This window comes from Saccharopolyspora karakumensis, from assembly GCF_004349225.1.
GTDB classification, from domain to species: domain Bacteria; phylum Actinomycetota; class Actinomycetes; order Mycobacteriales; family Pseudonocardiaceae; genus Saccharopolyspora; species Saccharopolyspora endophytica.
Genome location: NZ_SMLA01000001.1, coordinates 74465 through 93681, shown reverse-complemented (window position 1 = coordinate 93681; position 19217 = coordinate 74465). Strand labels below are relative to the sequence as shown.

The window sequence follows — 19217 nt, the reverse complement described above, 5'->3', positions numbered from 1 at the left end:
AGCGGAAACAACGCGGACCAGTCGTCCCTGCCGGGGCGGGCGGCGGTCTCGCCGCTCGGGCGCGGTGCGCCGCGGCGACGCCGCCCGCCGGGTCCGCGATTCTCAAGCGATGAGGAGCGCCGGGTTTGATTACTCCGTCCTGGGGGCTGGACTTCGACTTCGCGCCTCTGCGCGGGTGAGCCACCGGTATGGACTACGCACCCTTCGCCCCGGTCGGACTGCCCGCTCGTGAGTACCTGCTGGTCATGCTCACGGCGGCGGTCACCACGTTCCTGCTGACCGGCCTGGTCCGGTTGCTGGCCATCCGGGTGGGCGCGGTCGCCTACCCGCGGGTCCGCGACGTGCACGTCAAGCCGATGCCGCGGATGGGCGGCGTGGCGATGTACGGCGGTGTGCTGGCCGCGACGTTCCTGGCCGCGAACCTGCCGGCGCTGTCGCGCGGCTTCGCCTACTCCAAGGATTCGCTGGCGGTGCTCATCGCCGGCGGGCTGATCGTGCTGGTGGGCGCGCTCGACGACCGGTTCGAGCTGGATTCGCTGACGAAGCTGGCCGGGCAGGTCACCGCGGCCGGGATCCTGGTGCTCTCCGGTGTGCAGTGGTTCGTGTTCTGGGTGCCGTGGGGCGGCACGGACGGGCACGTCGGGCAGTTGCTGGTGCTGGGCAGCAACCAGGGTCAGCTGCTGACGGTGCTGCTGGTCGTGGCCATGATCAACGCGATGAACTTCGTCGACGGTCTGGACGGGCTGGCCTCGGGCATCGGGTTGATCTCCGCGGCCGCGACGTTCGTGTTCTGCCTGAGCGTGCTGGACCGGCAGAACGGCGACGTCAACGCCTACCCGCCCGCGCTGATCGCGGCCGCCATCGCCGGCGCCTGCCTGGGCTTCCTGCCGCACAACTTCCAGCCCGCGAAGATCTTCATGGGCGATTCCGGGTCGATGCTGATCGGCCTGATGCTGGCGACGGCGAGCACCTCGGCCTCGGGCCGGATCATCTACACCGGGTCCGGGCCGGGCGACACGATCGCGCTGCTCTCGCCGCTGCTGGTGGTCGCGGCGGTGCTGTTCGTCCCGCTGCTGGACCTGATCATGGCGGTGGTGCGGCGGACGAAGGCCGGCAAGAGCCCGTTCCACGCCGACAAGATGCACCTGCACCACCGGTTGCTGGAGATCGGGCACTCGCAGCGCCGCGCGGTGCTGCTGATGTACCTGTGGGCGGGGGTGATCGCCTTCGGCGCGGTGTCGTTGACGCTGTTCAACACGTGGGTGGTCGGCTGGGTCGTGGCACTGACGGTGCTGCTGGCCGCTATCATCTCGTTGATTCCGCGCATGCGAACCCGAGCCGATCGAGAGTCCTGATGAGCGAAGCGTCCGAGCCCGCCACCGGCGAGCAGGCCGAGCCGGAGAACCCGCACGCCGAGGTCGTGCGCAGGTTGGCCACGGCGATGCTGCGCACCGCCGTGTGGCCGGGTGTGGCCACTGTGGTCCTCGGGGCGATCGTGGCGACGGTCCTGGTCGGGGTTCCCGGGTTGGTGGGAGCGCTCATCGGTGGCGTCGTGGCCTTCGGGTCCTCGCTGCTGACCATCTGGCTGATGCGGTTCTCCGGAGGGATGAACCCGCAATTTGTGATGGTCATCGCACTCGGTGGTTATGTCGGCAAGATGTTGGTGCTGTTGGTGGTGATGACGTTGCTGGGAGGCATCGACGTCATTCACCGGGAGGCGCTGGCTTTCACGATGCTGGCCACGGTCATGGTGTGGGCGGGGGCTGAAGTGGTGGCCTTCAAACGCACCAGGATCCCCACCATCATTCCGAGCAACTGAACCGTTCTCACGGCGCAATCCGAACCTGCGGACGGGTGCAATCGCAGGAGTAGTCGACCAGCATGTCGGTAGGCTACTTACCCGCTGGTAAGGTCTCGACCGAAAGCCTTCCCTGCACAGCGGGTTGAAGGGCACCAGAAGGTCGGCCTTCAGACACCACTAGGTGGGGAGGGCCCCTCCGCGTGCCGGATCGCGTATCAGGTACGTTAAGTGCAAAACGTGACGATTCCCCCGGAAGAGTGAAGTTCGGCCGGGAGAACCGGAAGGAGCCCAGTTGGGCGCGCTGATGCTGGCCGAAGGCGGAACATTCCAGCCGCCGGGCGCCGATAGCTTTTTCCTCCCGCCGATCGCCGGCGGAGTCACCAAGCCGATGGTTCTCGTCGTGGCTTCGGCGATCATCGTGGGCGCCTACTTCCTGATCGCCACCCGAAACCTGAAGCTGGTTCCGGGCAAGGGTCAGTTCGTGGCCGAGTTCGCCTACGAGTTCAGCCGGAACAAGATCGCCCGGGAGCAGATCGGCGCCAAGGACTTCCGTCCTTTCGTGCCGCTGATCTTCGCGCTGTTCACGTTCGTACTGGTGAACAACCTCTTCGGCATCATCCCGCTGATCCAGTTCCCCACGATGTCCAAGATCGGTTTCCCGATCGCGCTGGCCGCCGTGGTCTACGTGGTGTTCCACGGGGTGGGCTTCGCCCGGCACGGCTTCCTGGGCTACTTCAAGCACATCATGTTCCCGCCCGGGGTCCCGAAGCCGATCTACCTCCTGCTGGCGCCGATCGAGTTCCTGCAGAAGTTCGTCGCGCAGCCGGCCGCTCTGGCGGTCCGAGTGTTCGCCGCGATGTTCGCCGGCCACCTCATCCTGCTGGTGTTCACGCTCGGCGGTGAGTACCTGCTCCTCGAGGCGAGCGTGGCGTTCAAGCCCATCTCCGTGGTGGCATTCGCCTTCGCTATCGCCCTGACCTTTGTCGAAGCCCTGATTCAGGTGCTTCAGGCCTACATCTTCGCCCTGCTGGCCGCCAACTTCATCGGCGCAGCGCTGGCCGAAGGCCACTGAGGGCCTGACACAAATAAAAAACCGGGCGACGACAAAGACTTTCCGATCCGAAAAAGGACCTGTCGATCCGCCCAGATAAAGCGGACCGAGTGAAAGGTAGTGAAAGTGAGCAACATCGTTCTCGCGCAGGCCGCTGAGGCTGCGGGCAGCATCAACCCCGGTCTCGCCGCGATCGGCTACGGCCTCGGCGCCGTCGGCCCGGGCATCGGCGTTGGTCTGATCTGGGCCGCCGTCATCAACGGCACCGCCCGCCAGCCGGAGGCCCAGGGCCAGCTGCAGGGCATCGCCTGGATCTCCTTCGTTCTGGTCGAGGTGCTGGCGCTGATCGGTCTGGTCGTCTACTTCATCGCGTCGGCTGCCTGATCATCTGACGGCTCAACGCGTTGGGAGACGTTGTGGTGAAGACCCAGATGCTGCTCGCCGCTGAAGGCGAGCACAACCCGATCGTCCCGGAGCCCGCGGAGATCGTGGTCGGTCTCGTCGCGTTCGGGCTGCTGCTGTTCGTGCTCTGGAAGTTCGCGGTCCCGCGCTTCGAGAAGATCTACGCGGAGCGCAGCGAGCGGATCGAGGGCGGGATCGCGAAGGCCGAGGCCGCGCAGGCCGAGGCACAGCGGACCCTGGAGCAGTACAAGTCGCAGCTGGCCGAAGCTCGCGCCGAGGCCGCACGCATTCGCGACGACGCCCGTGCCGAGGGACAGCAGATCCTGGAGGAGATGCGGACTCAGGCTCAGACCGAGTCGGACCGCATCGTCAGCCAGGGTCAGTCCCAGCTGGCGCACCAGCGGGCTCAGATCGTCGCCGAACTGCGTTCCGACCTGGGACGTCAGGCGGTCGACCTGGCCAGCCGGGTGGTCGGCGAGTCCCTGGAGGACGAGGCGCGTCGTCGCGGCACCGTTGACCGGTTCCTCGACGAGCTGGACGCGACCTCGGCCCCGGCCGAGTCGGCCAAGCCCTGAACCTAGTGAAAGGCGCTGAGAGTTGAGCACCCTCGTGAACGCCGCGAGCCGTGAGGCAATGGCAGCGAGTCAGCTGCAGTTGCTGCAGGCCACTGACGGGGCTCAGGCTGCGGAGATCACCGGGCTCGCCGACGAGCTGTTCGGCGTGGCCGCTCTGCTGGGCCGCGAGTCCACGCTCCGGCGGGCGCTCGCCGACGCCTCCACCGACGCGCAGTCCAGGGAGAACCTGGCCCGCGGGTTGCTGGAGTCCAAGGTCGGCGCCCGGGCGCTGCCGGTGATCGTCGAAGCCGTCCGCGCACGCTGGTCCAGCCCGAGCGATCTGGTCGGCGGGCTCGAGCAGCTCGCCCGCACCGCGCTGCTGGTGCAGGCCGAGCGGGCAGGTCGCCTCGACGCGGTCGAGGACGAGCTGTTCCGGCTGGGCCGCATCATCGGCTCCGAAGTGGACCTGGAGCGCTTGCTGTCCGATCCCTCCGGGGACCCGGCCAGCAAGACCGCCGTGCTGGATCGGCTCATCGAGGGCAAGGTCGAACCGGTGACCCTCGAACTGGTCCGGCAGCTCGTGGCCCGGCCGCGTGGCCGGCGGGTCAGCGAGGGGCTGGAAGAGCTGGCCGAGCTGTCGGCGAAGCGCCGGGAACGCTCGGTGGCGCACATCCGTTCCGCGTTCCCGCTCAGTGCGGAACAGCAGGACCGGTTGTCGCGCACCCTGCAGCGGATCTACGCCCGTCCCATCGCTCTGCACCTGGAGATCGATCCCGGTGTCGAGGGCGGGCTGCTGATCAAGGTCGGTGACGAGGTCATCGACGGCAGCGTGACGGGACGCCTGCAGACGCTGCGGCGCGACCTGGCCGACTGATGCCGACACCGCGCCCCGGCTTGAAACCGAGCCGGGCGCGCGGTGCGCAACACCAACTCCCTTCCAAGAACTAACCGAGGGCAGGAACGAGACATGGCGGAGCTGACGATCTCGTCGGACGAGATCCGCAGTGCGATCGAGAATTACGTCTCCAGCTACTCCCCGGAGGTCAGCCGCGAGGAGGTCGGGGTCGTCACCGATACCGGTGACGGCATCGCCCATGTCGAGGGCCTGCCTTCGGTGATGACCGAGGAACTGCTGGAGTTCCCCGGCGGCATCTACGGTGTCGCGATGAACCTTGAGGCTCAGGAGATCGGCGCGGTCATCCTGGGTGAGTCCGAGAAGATCGAGGAAGGCCAGGAGGTCAAGCGGACCGGCAAGGTCCTGTCGACCCCCGTCGGCGACAACTTCCTCGGTCGCGTGGTGAACCCGCTGGGTGAGCCCATCGACGGACTCGGCGAGATCGTCGCCGAGGAGCAGCGCCCGCTGGAACTGCAGGCCGCCACGGTCGTGCAGCGCCAGGGCGTCGGCGAGCCGATGCAGACCGGCATCAAGGCCATCGACTCGATGACCCCGGTCGGCCGCGGACAGCGTCAGCTGATCATCGGTGACCGCAAGACCGGCAAGACCACGGTCGCGGTCGACACGATCATCAACCAGAAGCAGAACTGGGAGTCGGGCGACCCGACCAAGCAGGTCCGCTGCATCTACGTCGCGATCGGCCAGAAGGGCTCCACGATCGCCGGTGTGAAGCGGTCCCTCGAGGACGCCGGCGCGATGGACTACACGACCATCGTCGCGGCCCCGGCCTCCGACTCCCCGGGTCTGAAGTGGCTGGCCCCCTACACCGGTTCGGCCATCGGCCAGCACTGGATGTACCAGGGCAAGCACGTCCTGATCATCTTCGACGACCTCACCAAGCAGGCCGAGGCCTACCGCGCGCTCTCGCTGCTGCTGCGTCGTCCGCCGGGCCGCGAGGCCTACCCGGGTGACGTCTTCTACCTGCACTCGCGTCTGCTGGAGCGCTGCGCGAAGCTGTCGGACGAGCTGGGCGCCGGCTCGATGACGGGTCTGCCGATCATCGAGACCAAGGCCAACGACGTGTCGGCCTACATTCCGACCAACGTCATCTCGATCACCGACGGTCAGTGCTTCCTGCAGTCGGACATGTTCAACGCCGGTCAGCGCCCGGCCATCGACGTCGGCATCTCGGTGTCCCGTGTCGGTGGTTCCGCGCAGATCAAGGCGATGAAGAGCGTCACCGGTTCGCTGCGTCTGGACCTGGCCCAGTACCGCGAGCTGGAGGCCTTCTCGGCCTTCGCCTCCGACCTGGACGCCGCTTCCAAGGCCCAGCTGGACCGCGGTGCCCGCCTGATGGAGATCCTCAAGCAGGGTCAGGGCGAGCCGCTTCCGGTCGAGGAAGAGGTCGTGTCGCTCTACATCTCCACCAAGGGTCACCTCGACTCGGTGGCGATCGCCGACGTGCGCCGCTTCGAGAGCGAGTTCCTCGCTCACATGCGCCGCTCGCACGAGACCACGCTCAAGGACATCGTCGAGACCGGCAAGCTGTCGGCCGACGGCGAGAAGGTCATCGTGGACGCGATCGAGGAGTTCAAGAAGAGCTTCACCGGTTCGGCCGGTTCCGCCGCGCCGAGCGGCCCGGACGCCGAGGCTCTGGCCGCCGACGAGGTCGGGCAGGAGACCGTGAAGGTCGCCAAGCCCGCTCCGAAGGAGTGACCAGCTAAGCCATGGCCAACCTTCGGGAACTCCGGGATCGCATCCGGTCGGTGAAATCGACCCGGAAGATCACCAAGGCGCAGGAGCTGATCGCTACCTCGCGCATCACCAAGGCGCAGGCCAGGGTCGAGGCCTCGCGGCCGTACGCCGACGAGATCACCAACGTCCTGTCCGCGCTGGCTGACGTGAGCACGTTGGACCACCCTCTGCTGACCGAGCGCACCAACCCCAAGCGGGCCGGTGTGCTGGTCGTGACCAGTGACCGGGGTTTCTGCGGCGGGTACAACGCCAACGTCATCAAGGCCGCCGAGGAGCTGCAGTCGCTGCTCCGCGAGCAGGGCAAGCAGCCGGTGCTCTACGTCATCGGCCGCAAGGGCGAGTCGTACTACCGGTTCCGGCAGCGCGAGATCGAGGCGAGCTGGTCCGGGTTCAGCGACCGGCCCGACTACGCCGACGCCTCCGAGGTCGGCGAGACCCTGGTCAAGGCGTTCCTGGCGGGTGCCGACGACTACCTCGACGACGGTGGTCCGGACGGTAAGCTGGGTGTGGACGAGCTCCACCTGGTCAGCACCGACTTCGTGTCGATGCTCACCCAGAAGCCGACGGTCCGGCGGATCGCTCCGCTGGAGGTCGAGTACACCGACGAGCGCAAGCTCAAGCCCGTCTACGAGTTCGAGCCGGACGCCGAGACTCTGTTCTCCGCCCTGCTGCCCAAGTACATCAAGACCCGCCTGTTCGCGGGTCTGCTGGACTCGGCGGCGTCGGAGCACGCGGCTCGCCGGACGGCCATGAAGTCGGCGACGGACAATGCGGACGAGTTGATCCGCAACCTCAGCCGCGAGGCCAACCAGGCCCGCCAGGCCCAGATCACCCAGGAAATCAGCGAGATCGTCGGCGGTGTCGAGGCGCTCTCGTCCGCAGGAAGTGAGTGACATGACTGCTGCTACTGCCACCAGCACTGGCACGGGCCGCGTCGTCCGGGTGCTCGGCCCGGTCGTGGACGTCGAGTTCCCGCGTGACCAGGTGCCGGACCTGAACAACGCTCTGACCGCCGAGATCACGGCCGAGAGCATGGCCAAGACGCTGACGCTCGAGGTCGCCCAGCACCTGGGTGACAGCGTCGTGCGCACGGTCTCCATGCAGCCCACCCAGGGCCTCGTCCGCGGCGTGAACGTCGTGGACAGCGGCTCGGCGATCTCCGTCCCGGTCGGCGACAAGGTCAAGGGCCACGTGTGGAACGCGCTGGGCCACTGCCTGGACGAGCCGGGCTACGGCTCGGACGCCGAGCGCTGGGAGATCCACCGCAAGGCCCCGGCCTTCGACCAGCTCGAGGGCAAGACCGAGGTGCTGGAGACCGGCATCAAGGTGATCGACCTGCTCACCCCGTACGTGCAGGGTGGCAAGATCGGTCTGTTCGGTGGTGCCGGCGTCGGCAAGACCGTTCTGATCCAGGAGATGATCCGCCGAGTCGCCAAGAACTTCGGTGGTACCTCCGTGTTCGCCGGTGTCGGCGAGCGCACCCGTGAGGGCAACGACCTCTGGGTGGAGATGGACGAGTCCGGCGTTCTGGCCGACACCGCGCTGGTGTTCGGTCAGATGGACGAGCCGCCGGGCACCCGTATGCGCGTGGCGCTGTCCGCTCTGACGATGGCGGAGTACTTCCGCGACGTCCAGAACCAGGACGTGCTGCTGTTCATCGACAACATCTTCCGGTTCACCCAGGCCGGCCAGGAGGTGTCGACCCTGCTGGGCCGCATGCCTTCGGCCGTGGGTTACCAGCCGACGCTGGCCGACGAGATGGGTGAGCTGCAGGAGCGCATCACCTCCACGCGTGGTCGTTCGATCACCTCGATGCAGGCGATCTACGTGCCTGCGGACGACTACACCGACCCGGCCCCGGCGACGACCTTCGCCCACCTGGACGCGACGACGGAGCTTTCCCGTCCGATCTCCCAGATGGGCATCTACCCGGCGGTCGACCCGCTGACCTCCAGCTCCACCATTCTCGACCCGTCGGTCGTGGGTGAGGAGCACTACCGCGTGGCCCAGGAGGTCAAGCGGATCCTGCAGAAGTACAAGGAGCTGCAGGACATCATCGCCATCCTCGGTATGGACGAGCTGTCCGAAGAGGACAAGGTGACGGTGCAGCGGGCGCGTCGCATCCAGCGCTACCTGTCGCAGAACTTCTTCGTCGCGAAGCAGTTCACCGGCCAGGAGGGCTCCTTCGTCTCGGTGAAGGAGACCATCGAGGCCTTCGACAAGCTGTGCAAGGGCGACTTCGACCACTACCCGGAGCAGGCGTTCCTGTCCATCGGTGGTCTCGACGACCTCGAGCAGGCGTACAAGAAGCTCACCGAGCAGTGATCTGCCACCCCGCTTGCAAGCCTGGCGGGGCGTGGTGAAAACCGGCGAGCGGGGTCGGGGCCCGACGGGTCCCGACCCCCTTTGCCACTAGGCATTTTCAGCCCGGCCAGTCAAGATCGCCCTGGTGGCGTTGGCTAGACTGCGGGCACACACCCGACAAAGGAGACGCGCGTGGCCAACATGTCCGTCCAACTGGTCGCCGTCGAGCGCCTGCTGTGGTCCGGGGAGGCGACCGCGGTCGTCGCGCAGACCACCGAGGGAGAGATCGGCATCCTGCCGGGCCACGAACCGCTGCTCGGTCAGCTGGTCGAGGGTGGCGTCGTGCGCATCACCACCACCGACAAGGAGACCGTGACCGCTGCGGTCCACGGTGGCTTCCTGTCGGTGACCGGTGCCGGCGTGAGCGTGCTCGCGGAGTCCGCGGAGCTGGCGCAGGAGATCGACGTGGCGCAGGCTCGCAAGGACGTCAAGAGCGACGACGAGCTGGCCAGAACGCAGGCGACAGCCCGATTGCGAGCAGCGGGCCACACGGACTGATCGGGCCAGCATGGGTTCGCCGGTCGTGTTGCTCGTCGTAGCGTTCGCGCTGCTGCTGCTCGCCGCTCTTGCGGTGGGGCTGCTGGCCTGGCGACGAGTGCGCGAACTGCGGGTCGGAGGCATCGACGTGGCGTTGCGCGCCACCGATGGCAAAGGACGCGGCTGGCAGCTGGGTGTGGCGCACTACCGTGGCGAGGAATTCGCCTGGTACCGCATCCTGAGCCTTCGCTCCGGCCCGAACTGGGTGATCAACCGGCGAACCGTGGACATCGCCCAGCGACGTGAACCCTCGGTCGCGGAGGCGTACGCGATGCCGAGCGGCTCCACGGTCCTGGACCTCACCGGCCCGGACCTGGAGCTGGCGATGAACAGCGACGCGCTGACCGGCTTCCTGTCCTGGCTCGAATCGGCACCACCGGGACATTCGGTGCCGTGGGCGTCGTAGAACGCCCGACGAACAACAGCGGGGTCCGACCACGGGCCCCGCTTTTTCGTGCCCTGGGGGCGGAGCGTGGGAACCTTCCGGTCACTCCCAGCGCACGTGGTGGCAGGAAGGTTCCCACGCTCACGCCGACCCGAGTGGCTTCGGAGGGCTCGGGTTGCCGAGACTGGTCCTCGTGACCGAGGAGCTCACGATCGGGCCGGAACCCTTCACCAGCCCTGACGCCCAGTCTGCGTTGGCTCAGTACGTCGCTGAACTGGCGGAGCGTTTTCCGGACGGATTCGATTCGGGTAGGGGCGTGCCGCCTGCTGAGGACGATTTCACGCCGCCGAAGGGCGTGTTCCTGCTCGTGCGGTTCGCTGGTGAGGCGATGGGGTGCGGTGGGCTGCGGACGGGGCCCGACGGCACCGCTGAGATCAAGCGGATGTGGATCTCGCCCGCGTTGCGCGGCACGGGAGCCGGTCGCGCATTGCTGACCGGCTTGGAAGACCACGCGCGCCGCATGGGGTGCGCGCGGGTGCGGCTGGACACCGCGGCCGAGCTGGGCGAGGCCCGGGCCCTGTACGCCAAGGCCGGCTACGTCGAGATCCCCGCCTACAACGACAACCCCTACGCCACGCACTGGTTCGAGAAAATCCTTCGATGACCAGGGCCGCAGCCGTTTACGCTGCGGACGTGCGCATCGTGACCGTCGGCTACGCCCACCCCGATTCCCAGCGGCTCATCGAGGCCGTGCAGCAGGAGTACGTCGAGCGCTACGGGGAGGAGGACGTGACGCCGGTCGACCCGGCGGAGTTCTCCCGGCCCCGAGGCCTGTTCCTGCTGGGTTACCTGGGCGACGAGGCGGTGGCTTCCGGTGGGTGGCGGGCGCACGACACCGGTGAAGAGGGTTTCCGGGACGGCGACGCGGAGCTCAAGCGCATGTACGTCGTGCCCGCTCAGCGCGGCATTGGATGGTCCCGGCGGATGCTCGCCGAGCTGGAGTCCACCGCCGCGCTGGCCGGCTGCAAGCGGTTGGTGCTGGAGACCGGCACCAAGCAGCCCGAAGCCATCGGGCTCTACCTCTCATGCGGGTACGAACCGATCGAGAACTTCGGTGTTTACCGGTGCGACCCGGACAGCCGCTGCTACGGCAAGGAGCTCTAGGCGTTCCCGCCCGGCTTCCACAGCACGTCTCCGTCCGGGTTGGCGACCCTGGCCAGGATGAACAGCAGGTCTGAGAGCCGGTTGAGGTACTTGGCGGGCAATGCGGACGTGCGCTCGGGGTCGGCGTCCTGCAGCGCCCAAGCGGAGCGCTCGGCGCGGCGGGCCACGCAGCGGGCCTGGTGCAGCAGCGCGGCACCCGGAGTGCCGCCGGGCAGGATGAACGAGTTGAGCTTGCTCAGCCGGGCGTTGAAGTCGTCGCACCATCCTTCGAGCCGGTCGACGTAGGCCTGGGTGACCCGCAGCGGCGGGTACTCGGGGTTCTCCACGACGGGTGTGGACAGGTCGGCGCCGACGTCGAACAGATCGTTCTGCACGGCGCGCAGCACGGTCACGACGTCGTCGTCGAGTTCAGAGGTGGCCAGCGCCACGCCCAGCACGGAGTTCGTCTCGTCCACGTCGGCGTAGGCGACCAGGCGCGGATCGGTCTTGTGAACCTTCGAGTTGTCCGACAACCGCGTGGTGCCCGCGTCCCCGGCCCGCGTGTAGATCTTCGTCAGGTGGACTGCCATGCCCACAGCCTAGGCGTGCGCGCCGTCGGTGGAAGTTGGCAGGAAGGTTCCCTCGCACCACATGCACCGCCGCGGCACCGCAGGTGACAGGAAGGCTTCCCCCACGGCCACCCGGTGGGAGGAAGGTTCCCTCACGAGCTCGTGACCCGCCCCGATGCGCGATGAGCGGGGGCCGTAACCTCGATGCTCGTGAGTGAGCACTTCCGGGTACGCGGCGGAGCGCGCCTCGTCGGCGCGGTGGATGTGGTGGGGGCGAAGAACAGCGTCCTCAAGCTGATGGCCGCTGCGCTGCTTGCCGAAGGCACGACGACGATCGTGAACTGTCCCGAGATCTTGGACGTTCCGCTGATGGCCGACGTGCTGCGCAGCCTGGGCTGCGAGGTGACGATCGACGGCGGCACGGCGCGCATCACCACGCCCTCCTCGATCAGCCACGAGGCGATCTCGCCGTCGATGGGGAAGCTGCGCGCCTCGGTGTGCGTGCTGGGTCCGCTGGTGGCGCGCTGCCGCCGTGCGGTGGTGACCCTTCCCGGTGGTGACGCGATCGGTTCCCGCCCGCTGGACATGCACCAGAACGGGCTGCGCAAGCTGGGCGCGACCAGCCACATCGAGCACGGCGCGGTGGTCGCCGAGGCCGAGAACCTGCAGGGCGCGCAGATCTGGCTGGACTTCCCGAGCGTGGGGGCCACCGAGAACATCCTGATGGCCGCGGTGCTGGCCGAGGGAACCACGGTCATCGACAACGCCGCGCGCGAACCGGAGATCGTCGACCTCTGCGTGATGCTCCAGCAGATGGGCGCCAAGATCGAGGGCGCGGGCACCTCCACCTTGACCGTGCACGGCGTCACCTCGCTGAAAGCGGTGGAGCACCGCGTGATCGGCGACCGGATCGTCGGCGCGACCTGGGCGTTCGCCGCCGCCGCCACTCGTGGCGACATCACGGTCAACGGGGTCGACCCGCAGCACACCAACCTGATGCTGGAGAAGCTGCGCAGCGCGGGCGCGGAGGTGACCACCGGTGAGGAGAGCTTCCGGGTGGTCATGCCGGAGCGCCCGAAGGCCGTCGACTACGTGACCTTGCCCTTCCCGGGCTTCCCGACGGACCTCCAGCCGATGGCGCTGGCCTTGTCGGCCGTCGCCGACGGCACCTCGATGATCACCGAGAACCTGTTCGAGTCGCGGTTCCGGTTCATCGAGGAACTGGTGCGGATGGGCGCGGACGCGCGCACCGACGGCCATCACGCGGTGGTGCGCGGCATGGAGCGGTTGTCCAGCGCGCCGGTGTGGGCGACCGACATCCGCGCCGGCGTGGGCCTGGTGCTGGCGGGGTTGTGCGCGGACGGCGACACCGAGGTGTGGGACGTCTTCCACATCGACCGCGGATACCCGAACTTCGTGGAGAACCTCCGCGGGCTGGGCGCCGACATCGAGCGCGTCGCGGACTGACCTTCGTCAGCTGTGGCCGGTTCTCCCGCTTCGTCCGGGGGCATCGGCCACAGGTGTTCGCAGGCCCCAGGAGTGTCGGCGATCATGATCATCGGTACCGGTCCGGGTGGCTAGAGTCCTCCGCGGACCAGGTGAGAATCCGGAAAGGGAACCGATGAGCACCACCACGCGGGTCGGCCGCATCATGACCTTCACCGCGAAACCCGGTCGGGGCGACGAACTCGCCACGATCATGATGCAGGTGGCCGAGGGCTTGCGCGGATCGCTGGGTTGCCAGCTCTACCTGGTCAGCCGTGACGTGGAAGCTCCCGACACGGTGCGCGTCGTCGAGGCGTGGACGGATTTCGCCAGCGCGGACGCGGCGCTGGCCACCACCGTGGCCACGCGACCCGACATCGACCTCAACGACGTGCTGGGCATGCTCGCCGAACCGCCGGAGCAGATCGACCTGAACGCGCTCGGCGGCGTCGGCCTGTGAGTCAGCCGCCGCGGCGTTCGCGCAGCAGGAGCAGGGCGTAGGCGGCGATGGACTGGGCGTCGGTGACCTCGCCGGCGGCGATCATCTTCTCGAACTCGGTTCGGCTGAACCACGCGGTGCGCATGTCCTGCTCCTCGTGCTCGCGTTCGTGCGCGCCTTCGGTGAGCCCGGTCGCGAGGAACACCCGGCCGCGCTGGCTGGACATGCCGGGCGCGACGTCGAGCAGCCCCAGGTCCAGCATGTTCGCCGCGCGCAGGCCTGTCTCCTCGCGCAGCTCGCGGGCCGCGAGCTCACCGGCCTCGACATCCGCCCGGTCGGGTGCGGTGCCCTGCGGGAACTCCCAGCGGCGCATGCCCAGCGGGTAGCGGAACTGCTCGACGAGGTGCAGCCGATCACCGTCGAGGGGGATGACCAGGGCGTAGTTCGGTTTGTCGATGACCCCGTAGATCCCGGCGGTTCCGTCGTTGCGCCGGACCCCGTCCTCGCGCACCGCCATCCACGGATTCGCGTACACCTCGCGGCTGCTGGTCTGCTCCATGCGCTCCATCCTGCCGCCCTCGGGCGCGGGAGTGTGGGCATGGGAACCTTCCTGCCACGCCATCCCTGCGCAGCGCCTGGTGAGGGCTTCGGTGGGTGAAAGGTTCCCCTACTCCGCCGCGCGGTTGAGCTGCGACTTCCGGCGGCCGTAGCCGAAGTACACGATGAGCCCGATGGCCGTCCAAATTGCGAAGGTCAGCCAGGTGACCGCGTCCAGGCCGGTGATCAGGTAAGCGCACAGCGCGAGGCCGAGCAGCGGGACGAACGGCATCAGCGGGGTGCGGAAGCTGCGCGGGAGTTCGGGGCGGGTTCGCCGCAGCACCACGACGCCGATGTTGACCAGGCCGAACGCGACCAGGGTGCCGATGCTGGTGGCTTCGGCGAGCTGGTTGAGCGGTACGACGGCCGCCAGCAGTGCCACGAGGATTCCCACCAGCGCGGTGTTGCGGGCCGGAACCGAGCGGCGGTTGACCCGCGAGAGCATCCGCGGGACGAGACCGTCGCGCGACATGGCCACCAGGATCCGGGTCTGCCCGTAGAGCACGGTGAGCACGACCGAGGCGATGGCGATGACCGCTCCCAGCGCGAGCACGACCGCGGGCCAGCCCTGGCCGGTGACGGTGCGCAGCGCGGTGGCCAGCGATGCGTCGGATTCACCCAGCGCCCCGGCTCCGACCGCTGCGACGGCGGCGAAGGCCACCAGCACGTAGATCGCGGTGACGATGATCAGCGACAGGATGATGGCCCTCGGCAGGTCGCGCTTGGGGTTGCGCGCTTCCTCACCTGCGGTGGAGGCGGCGTCGAAGCCGATGAAGGAGAAAAACACCGCGGAGGCGCCGACGGAGATGCCGGCGATCCCGGCGGGGGCGAAGGGGGTCAGGTTCCCGGAGTCGAACGCGGTGAAGGCCACCGCCACGAAGAACACGAGCACGGCGATCTTGAGCACCGTGGTGACGGTCGTGGCCCACGCGCTCTCGCGCACGCCCAGCAGCAGCACGCCGGTGGCCAGCAGCACGACGACGGCCGCGGGCACGTTGACGACGCCGCCCTCACCCGGCGGTGCGGCGAGTGCCTCGGGGATGGTCACGCCGATGGTGCCCTGCAGGAACTCGTTGAGGTAGCCGCCCCAGCCGACCGCGACGGCGGCGACCGACACCCCGTACTCCAGCAGCAGGCACCAGCCGCAGATCCAGGCGATGATCTCGCCGAGGGTCGCGTAGGTGTAGGAGTAGGCGGATCCGGACACGGGGACGCTGCCCGCCAGTTCGGCGTAGGACAGCGCCGAGCACAGCGCGGCCAGCCCTGCCAGCACGAACGAGACCACGACAGCCGGACCGGCGGCCGGCGCGGCCTCGGCGAGGACCACGAAGATGCCGGTTCCCAGCGTCGCGCCTACGGACAGGGCCACCAGCTGCACCAGGCCCAGGGTGCGGTTCAGCTCGCTGTGCGAGCCCTCGGTGGTGAGTCGTTCGGCGGGTTTGACGCGGAGCAGGCTGCGGGCGAAAGACACGAGCGGTAACGGTAACTCCGGTGGTGGGAAGGGGTGTGGCGCGGGTCCTGACCGGGCGCGGGTCGTTGATCACCCGTGGGGGTGCTCGACATCGATGGCCACGCCCGTACTCTGTGCCGGGTGCGACTTGTGATTGCCCGCTGCCAGGTGGACTACGTCGGTCGTCTCACCGCGCACCTGCCTATGGCGCAGCGACTGCTGCTGGTGAAGGCCGACGGTTCGGTGTCGGTGCACTCCGACGACCGCGCGTACAAGCCGTTGAACTGGATGAGCCCGCCGTGCTGGCTCATCGAGGACCCCGACGTGTGGACGGTGCAGAACAAGGCCGGCGAGAAGCTGGTGATCACGGTCGACGAGGTGCTGCACGACTCCAAGCACGAGCTGGGTGTCGAGCCCGGGTTGGTCAAGGACGGCGTCGAGGCGCACCTGCAGGAGTTGCTCGCTGAGCACGTGACGACTCTGGGCGAGGGCTGGTCGCTGGTTCGCCGCGAGTTCCCGACGGCGATCGGGCCGGTTGACCTGATGTGCCGGGACGACGGCGGGAAGAGCGTCGCGGTCGAGATCAAGCGTCGCGGTGAGATCGATGGCGTTGAGCAGCTGACCCGCTACCTGGAGCTGCTCAACCGCGATCCGCTGCTCGCCCCGGTCACGGGCGTGTTCGCGGCCCAGCAGATCAAGCCGCAGGCGCGGACGCTGGCCGAGGACCGGGGGATCCGCTGCGTGGTCCTGGACTACGACAAGCTGCGCGGCATCGAGCCCGACGAGTACCGCCTGTTCTGAGGCAGGTCGCCGGGGTGGCAGGAAGGTTCCCCGGCTCCGAGGGCCCGCGTGCGGTGTTGCCCGTCTTCACGCTTGCGGACCGCTGAATCCGCAGTGGATGAATCCGGCTGCTCGTGAACCGCGAGTGATGGCCGAAGAATGTTCGGCATTGCGTGACCCATTCGGAGCATCACCGGCTGGCGCCGACCAATCCGTCGATCTTGATCGGAATGGGATCGGGGTCGGGCGATGGCAGGAATGTTCCCATCATTGCCATTCCCCCCATCGCGAACTGTCGGCGGTGAGTTCCGCGTCCGGTGGCGGGGCGCTTTCGGCTGCGGGAGTGGCAGAAAGGTTCCCCTGCTCGCGCGCGATGGGTCAGCGGTGTGCGTGACCGTTGCAGTCGCAGGGCTGCAGGCGGGGAGTGGACAGCGGCGCGAGCATCGCTGCCAGCTGGTGGAGCAGTCCTTCGGGTCGGCGGTCCGCTGACGCCGCGTCGACGTCGGGGCGGGATTCGGCGATCGGGTCTTCCGCGAGTCCGGCGCTGATCGCCAGGTCGATCCGGGCGTTCACGGTTCCTCCCCGCAGCGTCGTGAATGCATTGTGTGACCATACCGTCACGGTGCGTCGAAATAGGCGGGAAAACGCGTATATCACTCGCTTGGACCCGCTCGATCACGGGGTGCGCACGCGTACGACCGGAAAGTCCCCTGCGTGGCGCCAGTCGGCGCAAGTTCCGTGATCGATTTAGTGTCTTCTCCAACGAATTGATATCGGCTTACGGCTGCCGCCTCATCTGTGCGGTACTGTCCGACCGCTATCGCGAATGTGGTGGTTCTCGTTTGACTTTGTTGGGTCTGTGGGAGGTGGGGCGGCAGTGCTGCTAGCCCAAGGTCAGCTACTCGACGCGAACGGCGTCGACTACGCGTTGTTGGGGCTGTATTTCGCGTTCGTACTGGGGATCGGCTGGCTGGCGAGGCGGGCCGTTTCAACCAGTCTGGACTTCTTCCTCTCCGGGCGCGCTCTGCCCGCATGGGTGACGGGTCTGGCGTTCATCTCGGCGAACCTCGGCGCGATCGAAATCATCGGGATGTCGGCCAACGGTGCCGAATACGGCATGCCGACGATGCACTACTTCTGGATCGGTGCGGTCCCGGCCATGCTGTTCCTCGGCGTGGTCATGATGCCGTTCTACTACGGCTCCAAGGTCCGAAGCGTTCCCGAATTCATGCTCCGCCGATTCGGCAAGGCCGCGCACCTGGTCAACGGCATCTCCTTCGCCCTCGCCCAGGTGCTCATCGCCGGTGTGAACCTGTACCTGCTGGCCAGCATCGTCAACGCGCTGCTGGGCTGGCCGCTGTGGGTCTCGGTGCTCGTCGCCGCGCTGATCGTGCTCTCCTACACCGCGCTGGGCGGCCTGTCCGCCGCCATCTACAACGAGGTGCTGCAGTTCTTCGTGATCGTCGCGGCACTCCTGCCGCTGACCATCGTCGGTCTGGTCAAGGTCGGCGGTGTGCAGGGCCTGGTCGACAAGGTCACCGCGAGCAAGGGCGGCGCCGAGCAGCTGACCGCCTGGCCGGGCGCTGAGCTGACCGGCTTCAGCAACCCCATCCTCAGCGTCATCGGCATGGTCTTCGGCCTCGGCTTCGTGCTGTCCTTCGGTTACTGGACCACCAACTTCGTCGAGGTCCAGCGCGCGATGGCGTCCAAGTCGATGTCGGCCGCGCAGCGGACGCCGATCATCGGTGCCTTCCCGAAGATGTTCATCCCGTTCATCGTGATCATCCCCGGCATGATCGCCGCGGTGATCATCCCGGAGATGACCAACTACAAGCTCACCGAGACGGGTCCGTACGACTACAACGACGCGATCCTGCTGATGATGCGAGACCTGCTGCCCAACGGCATCCTCGGCATCGCGCTGGCTGGTCTGCTCGCGTCCTTCATGGCCGGTATGGCCGCCAACCTGTCGTCGTTCAACACGGTGTTCACCTACGACATCTGGCAGGCGTACGTCGTCAAGGACAAGCCGGACAACTACTACCTGCAGATGGGCCGCTGGGTCACCGTCGGCGCCACCCTCGCGGCCGTGGGCACGGCGTTCATCGCCTCCGGTTACGAGAACCTGATGGACTACCTCCAGCAGCTGTTCTCGTTCTTCAACGCACCGCTGTTCGCGACGTTCATCCTGGGCATGTTCTGGAAGCGGATGACCGCGCACGCCGGCTGGTCCGGTCTGGTGCTGGGCACGGCCTCGGCCATCACGGTCTACGCTCTGTCCGAGACCGGGGTGCTGGACCTGCCTGGTCAGGGCGCGAGCTTCGTCGGTGCCGGTGTTGCGTTCGTCGTCGACGTGGTCGTCAGCGTCGTCGTCTCGCTGGCCACCAAGCCCAAGACCGATGAGCAGCTGGTCGGTCTGGTCTGGGGCCTGACGCCGAAGGAGGACCTGAAGGCGTCCACCACCGGTGAGGACGCCGGCTGGTACCGGCGTCCGGGCCTGCTGGCCGGTATCGCGCTGATCCTGATCATCGCCCTCAACATCATCTTCGGCTGAGCCAGGACTGGGAGGAAATCTCATGGCTAGTGGAGGTTCGGGGCACAGCGCTGGTGCCTTCGACATTCGCACGGTGATCGCGTTGCTGTTCGGCATCTACGGAGTCGTGCTCGTCGTGCTCGGCTTCATCCAGCCGCAGGCCGAGATCGACAAGGCCGCAGGGCTCAACATCAACTTGTGGGCCGGCCTCGGCATGGTGGTGTTCGCGGCGGTGTTCGTCCTGTGGGCTCGCCTGCGTCCGATCACGGTTCCCGACGACGTCGAAGGCGGCACCGCCGCCGAATGACGTGAGCTGAATTCGACCGGGACGGCGTCCGCACTTCACGGTGCGGGCGCCGTTTCGCATTTCGATACCGATTCTGCCGTTCCGGTCCCGATTCCAAGATCGTCTGACTACCGTGTCGGCAACGCGCGGCTGTCAAGTGGACCAGCGCGCAACGGTGCGTGTCCAGCACA

General features: G+C 67.6%; 22 protein-coding genes. 18 read left to right on the top strand and 4 right to left on the bottom strand.

Going from position 1 to position 19217, the window contains the following annotated elements:
- Nucleotides 1-188: 188 nt before the first annotated feature.
- The 13 genes from E1202_RS00470 (at nt 189) to E1202_RS00410 (ending at nt 10908) form a co-directional block, all read left to right on the top strand.
- Nucleotides 189-1355: a glycosyltransferase family 4 protein gene (locus tag E1202_RS00470; protein WP_132680264.1), complete on the top strand. Its 1167-nt coding sequence runs from the start codon at nt 189-191 to the stop codon at nt 1353-1355.
- Nucleotides 1355-1819 (top strand): hypothetical protein, encoded by a 465-nt coding sequence (locus tag E1202_RS00465; protein WP_132680263.1) that lies wholly within the window; start codon nt 1355-1357, stop codon nt 1817-1819. The genes E1202_RS00470 and E1202_RS00465 overlap by 1 nt, the downstream gene beginning before the upstream one ends.
- 274 nt (nt 1820-2093) lie before the next feature.
- Nucleotides 2094-2873: a F0F1 ATP synthase subunit A gene (gene atpB / locus E1202_RS00460; protein ID WP_132680262.1), complete on the top strand. Its 780-nt coding sequence runs from the start codon at nt 2094-2096 to the stop codon at nt 2871-2873.
- Nucleotides 2874-2978: 105 nt separating this feature from the next.
- Nucleotides 2979-3236 carry an ATP synthase subunit c family protein gene (locus E1202_RS00455; protein ID WP_029534827.1) on the top strand — a complete coding sequence of 86 codons (258 nt, stop codon included), beginning with the start codon at nt 2979-2981 and terminating at the stop codon, nt 3234-3236.
- 35 nt (nt 3237-3271) lie between these two features.
- Entirely contained in the window at nt 3272-3829 is a 558-nt protein-coding gene (locus tag E1202_RS00450) for a F0F1 ATP synthase subunit B (RefSeq protein WP_132672502.1), read from the top strand.
- Nucleotides 3830-3851: 22 nt separating this feature from the next.
- The gene (locus tag E1202_RS00445) at nt 3852-4682 is read left to right on the top strand and encodes a F0F1 ATP synthase subunit delta (protein WP_132680261.1); all 831 of its coding nucleotides are present in this window, start codon (nt 3852-3854) and stop codon (nt 4680-4682) included.
- 93 nt (nt 4683-4775) lie between these two features.
- Nucleotides 4776-6419, top strand: a complete 1644-nt coding sequence (gene atpA / locus E1202_RS00440; protein WP_132680260.1) for a F0F1 ATP synthase subunit alpha — start codon at nt 4776-4778, stop codon at nt 6417-6419.
- Between the two features lie 11 nt (nt 6420-6430).
- A complete protein-coding gene (locus tag E1202_RS00435) occupies nt 6431-7351 on the top strand; it encodes a F0F1 ATP synthase subunit gamma (protein ID WP_132680259.1) in 921 nt (306 codons plus the stop codon).
- Nucleotide 7352: 1 nt separating this feature from the next.
- The gene (gene atpD / locus E1202_RS00430; protein ID WP_132672357.1) at nt 7353-8783 is read left to right on the top strand and encodes a F0F1 ATP synthase subunit beta; all 1431 of its coding nucleotides are present in this window, start codon (nt 7353-7355) and stop codon (nt 8781-8783) included.
- Between the two features lie 171 nt (nt 8784-8954).
- Nucleotides 8955-9320: a F0F1 ATP synthase subunit epsilon gene (locus E1202_RS00425; RefSeq protein WP_132672356.1), complete on the top strand. Its 366-nt coding sequence runs from the start codon at nt 8955-8957 to the stop codon at nt 9318-9320.
- Nucleotides 9321-9330: 10 nt separating this feature from the next.
- Nucleotides 9331-9765, top strand: a complete 435-nt coding sequence (locus E1202_RS00420; protein WP_132672355.1) for a DUF2550 domain-containing protein — start codon at nt 9331-9333, stop codon at nt 9763-9765.
- Nucleotides 9766-9937: 172 nt separating this feature from the next.
- Entirely contained in the window at nt 9938-10408 is a 471-nt protein-coding gene (locus tag E1202_RS00415) for a GNAT family N-acetyltransferase (protein ID WP_235877480.1), read from the top strand.
- 29 nt (nt 10409-10437) lie between these two features.
- Nucleotides 10438-10908: a GNAT family N-acetyltransferase gene (locus E1202_RS00410; RefSeq protein WP_132680257.1), complete on the top strand. Its 471-nt coding sequence runs from the start codon at nt 10438-10440 to the stop codon at nt 10906-10908.
- Here E1202_RS00410 and E1202_RS00405 read toward each other — a convergent pair.
- Nucleotides 10905-11477, bottom strand: a complete 573-nt coding sequence (locus E1202_RS00405) for a cob(I)yrinic acid a,c-diamide adenosyltransferase (RefSeq protein WP_132680256.1) — start codon at nt 11475-11477, stop codon at nt 10905-10907. The genes E1202_RS00410 and E1202_RS00405 overlap by 4 nt on opposite strands.
- A gap of 189 nt (nt 11478-11666) precedes the next feature.
- Here E1202_RS00405 and murA point away from each other — a divergent pair, with 189 nt between their 5' ends.
- Nucleotides 11667-12923, top strand: a complete 1257-nt coding sequence (gene murA, locus E1202_RS00400) for a UDP-N-acetylglucosamine 1-carboxyvinyltransferase (protein ID WP_132680255.1) — start codon at nt 11667-11669, stop codon at nt 12921-12923.
- A 154-nt stretch (nt 12924-13077) separates the two neighbouring features.
- Nucleotides 13078-13401, top strand: coding sequence for a putative quinol monooxygenase (locus E1202_RS00395; RefSeq protein WP_132680254.1), 324 nt, complete (start codon nt 13078-13080; stop codon nt 13399-13401).
- A gap of 1 nt (nt 13402) precedes the next feature.
- Here E1202_RS00395 and E1202_RS00390 read toward each other — a convergent pair whose 3' ends face one another.
- The gene (locus E1202_RS00390; protein WP_132680253.1) at nt 13403-13939 is read right to left on the bottom strand and encodes an NUDIX domain-containing protein; all 537 of its coding nucleotides are present in this window, start codon (nt 13937-13939) and stop codon (nt 13403-13405) included.
- A 108-nt stretch (nt 13940-14047) separates the two neighbouring features.
- Nucleotides 14048-15448: an amino acid permease gene (locus tag E1202_RS00385; RefSeq protein WP_132680252.1), complete on the bottom strand. Its 1401-nt coding sequence runs from the start codon at nt 15446-15448 to the stop codon at nt 14048-14050.
- 120 nt (nt 15449-15568) lie between these two features.
- On the opposite strand from E1202_RS00385, the gene nucS reads away from it, so the two are divergent.
- Entirely contained in the window at nt 15569-16228 is a 660-nt protein-coding gene (nucS, locus tag E1202_RS00380; protein WP_132680251.1) for an endonuclease NucS, read from the top strand.
- Nucleotides 16229-16585: 357 nt separating this feature from the next.
- Here nucS and E1202_RS00375 read toward each other — a convergent pair whose 3' ends face one another.
- Entirely contained in the window at nt 16586-16780 is a 195-nt protein-coding gene (locus tag E1202_RS00375) for a hypothetical protein (RefSeq protein ID WP_132680250.1), read from the bottom strand.
- Between the two features lie 253 nt (nt 16781-17033).
- Between E1202_RS00375 and E1202_RS00370 the strand changes: the two genes are divergently transcribed.
- On the top strand, nt 17034-18761 hold the full coding sequence (locus E1202_RS00370; RefSeq protein ID WP_132680249.1) for a sodium:solute symporter family protein: 1728 nt from the start codon (nt 17034-17036) through the stop codon (nt 18759-18761).
- Between the two features lie 22 nt (nt 18762-18783).
- Nucleotides 18784-19047, top strand: coding sequence for a hypothetical protein (locus E1202_RS00365; RefSeq protein ID WP_132680248.1), 264 nt, complete (start codon nt 18784-18786; stop codon nt 19045-19047).
- Nucleotides 19048-19217 lie beyond the last annotated feature (170 nt).

Excerpts from the sequence above, each read along its gene's own strand:
- E1202_RS00395 (WP_132680254.1), top strand. The coding sequence starts at position 13,078 with ATGAGCACCACCACGCGGGTCGGCCGCATCATGACCTTCACCGCGAAA.
- E1202_RS00365 (WP_132680248.1), top strand. The coding sequence starts at position 18,784 with ATGGCTAGTGGAGGTTCGGGGCACAGCGCTGGTGCCTTCGACATTCGC.
- E1202_RS00435 (WP_132680259.1), top strand. The coding sequence starts at position 6,431 with ATGGCCAACCTTCGGGAACTCCGGGATCGCATCCGGTCGGTGAAATCG.
- E1202_RS00420 (WP_132672355.1), top strand. The coding sequence starts at position 9,331 with ATGGGTTCGCCGGTCGTGTTGCTCGTCGTAGCGTTCGCGCTGCTGCTG.
- E1202_RS00405 (WP_132680256.1), bottom strand. The coding sequence starts at position 11,477 with ATGGCAGTCCACCTGACGAAGATCTACACGCGGGCCGGGGACGCGGGC.
- atpD (WP_132672357.1), top strand. The coding sequence starts at position 7,353 with ATGACTGCTGCTACTGCCACCAGCACTGGCACGGGCCGCGTCGTCCGG.
- E1202_RS00390 (WP_132680253.1), bottom strand. The coding sequence starts at position 13,939 with ATGGAGCAGACCAGCAGCCGCGAGGTGTACGCGAATCCGTGGATGGCG.
- E1202_RS00470 (WP_132680264.1), top strand. The coding sequence starts at position 189 with ATGGACTACGCACCCTTCGCCCCGGTCGGACTGCCCGCTCGTGAGTAC.
- E1202_RS00370 (WP_132680249.1), top strand. The coding sequence starts at position 17,034 with ATGTGGTGGTTCTCGTTTGACTTTGTTGGGTCTGTGGGAGGTGGGGCG.
- E1202_RS00465 (WP_132680263.1), top strand. The coding sequence starts at position 1,355 with ATGAGCGAAGCGTCCGAGCCCGCCACCGGCGAGCAGGCCGAGCCGGAG.
- atpA (WP_132680260.1), top strand. The coding sequence starts at position 4,776 with ATGGCGGAGCTGACGATCTCGTCGGACGAGATCCGCAGTGCGATCGAG.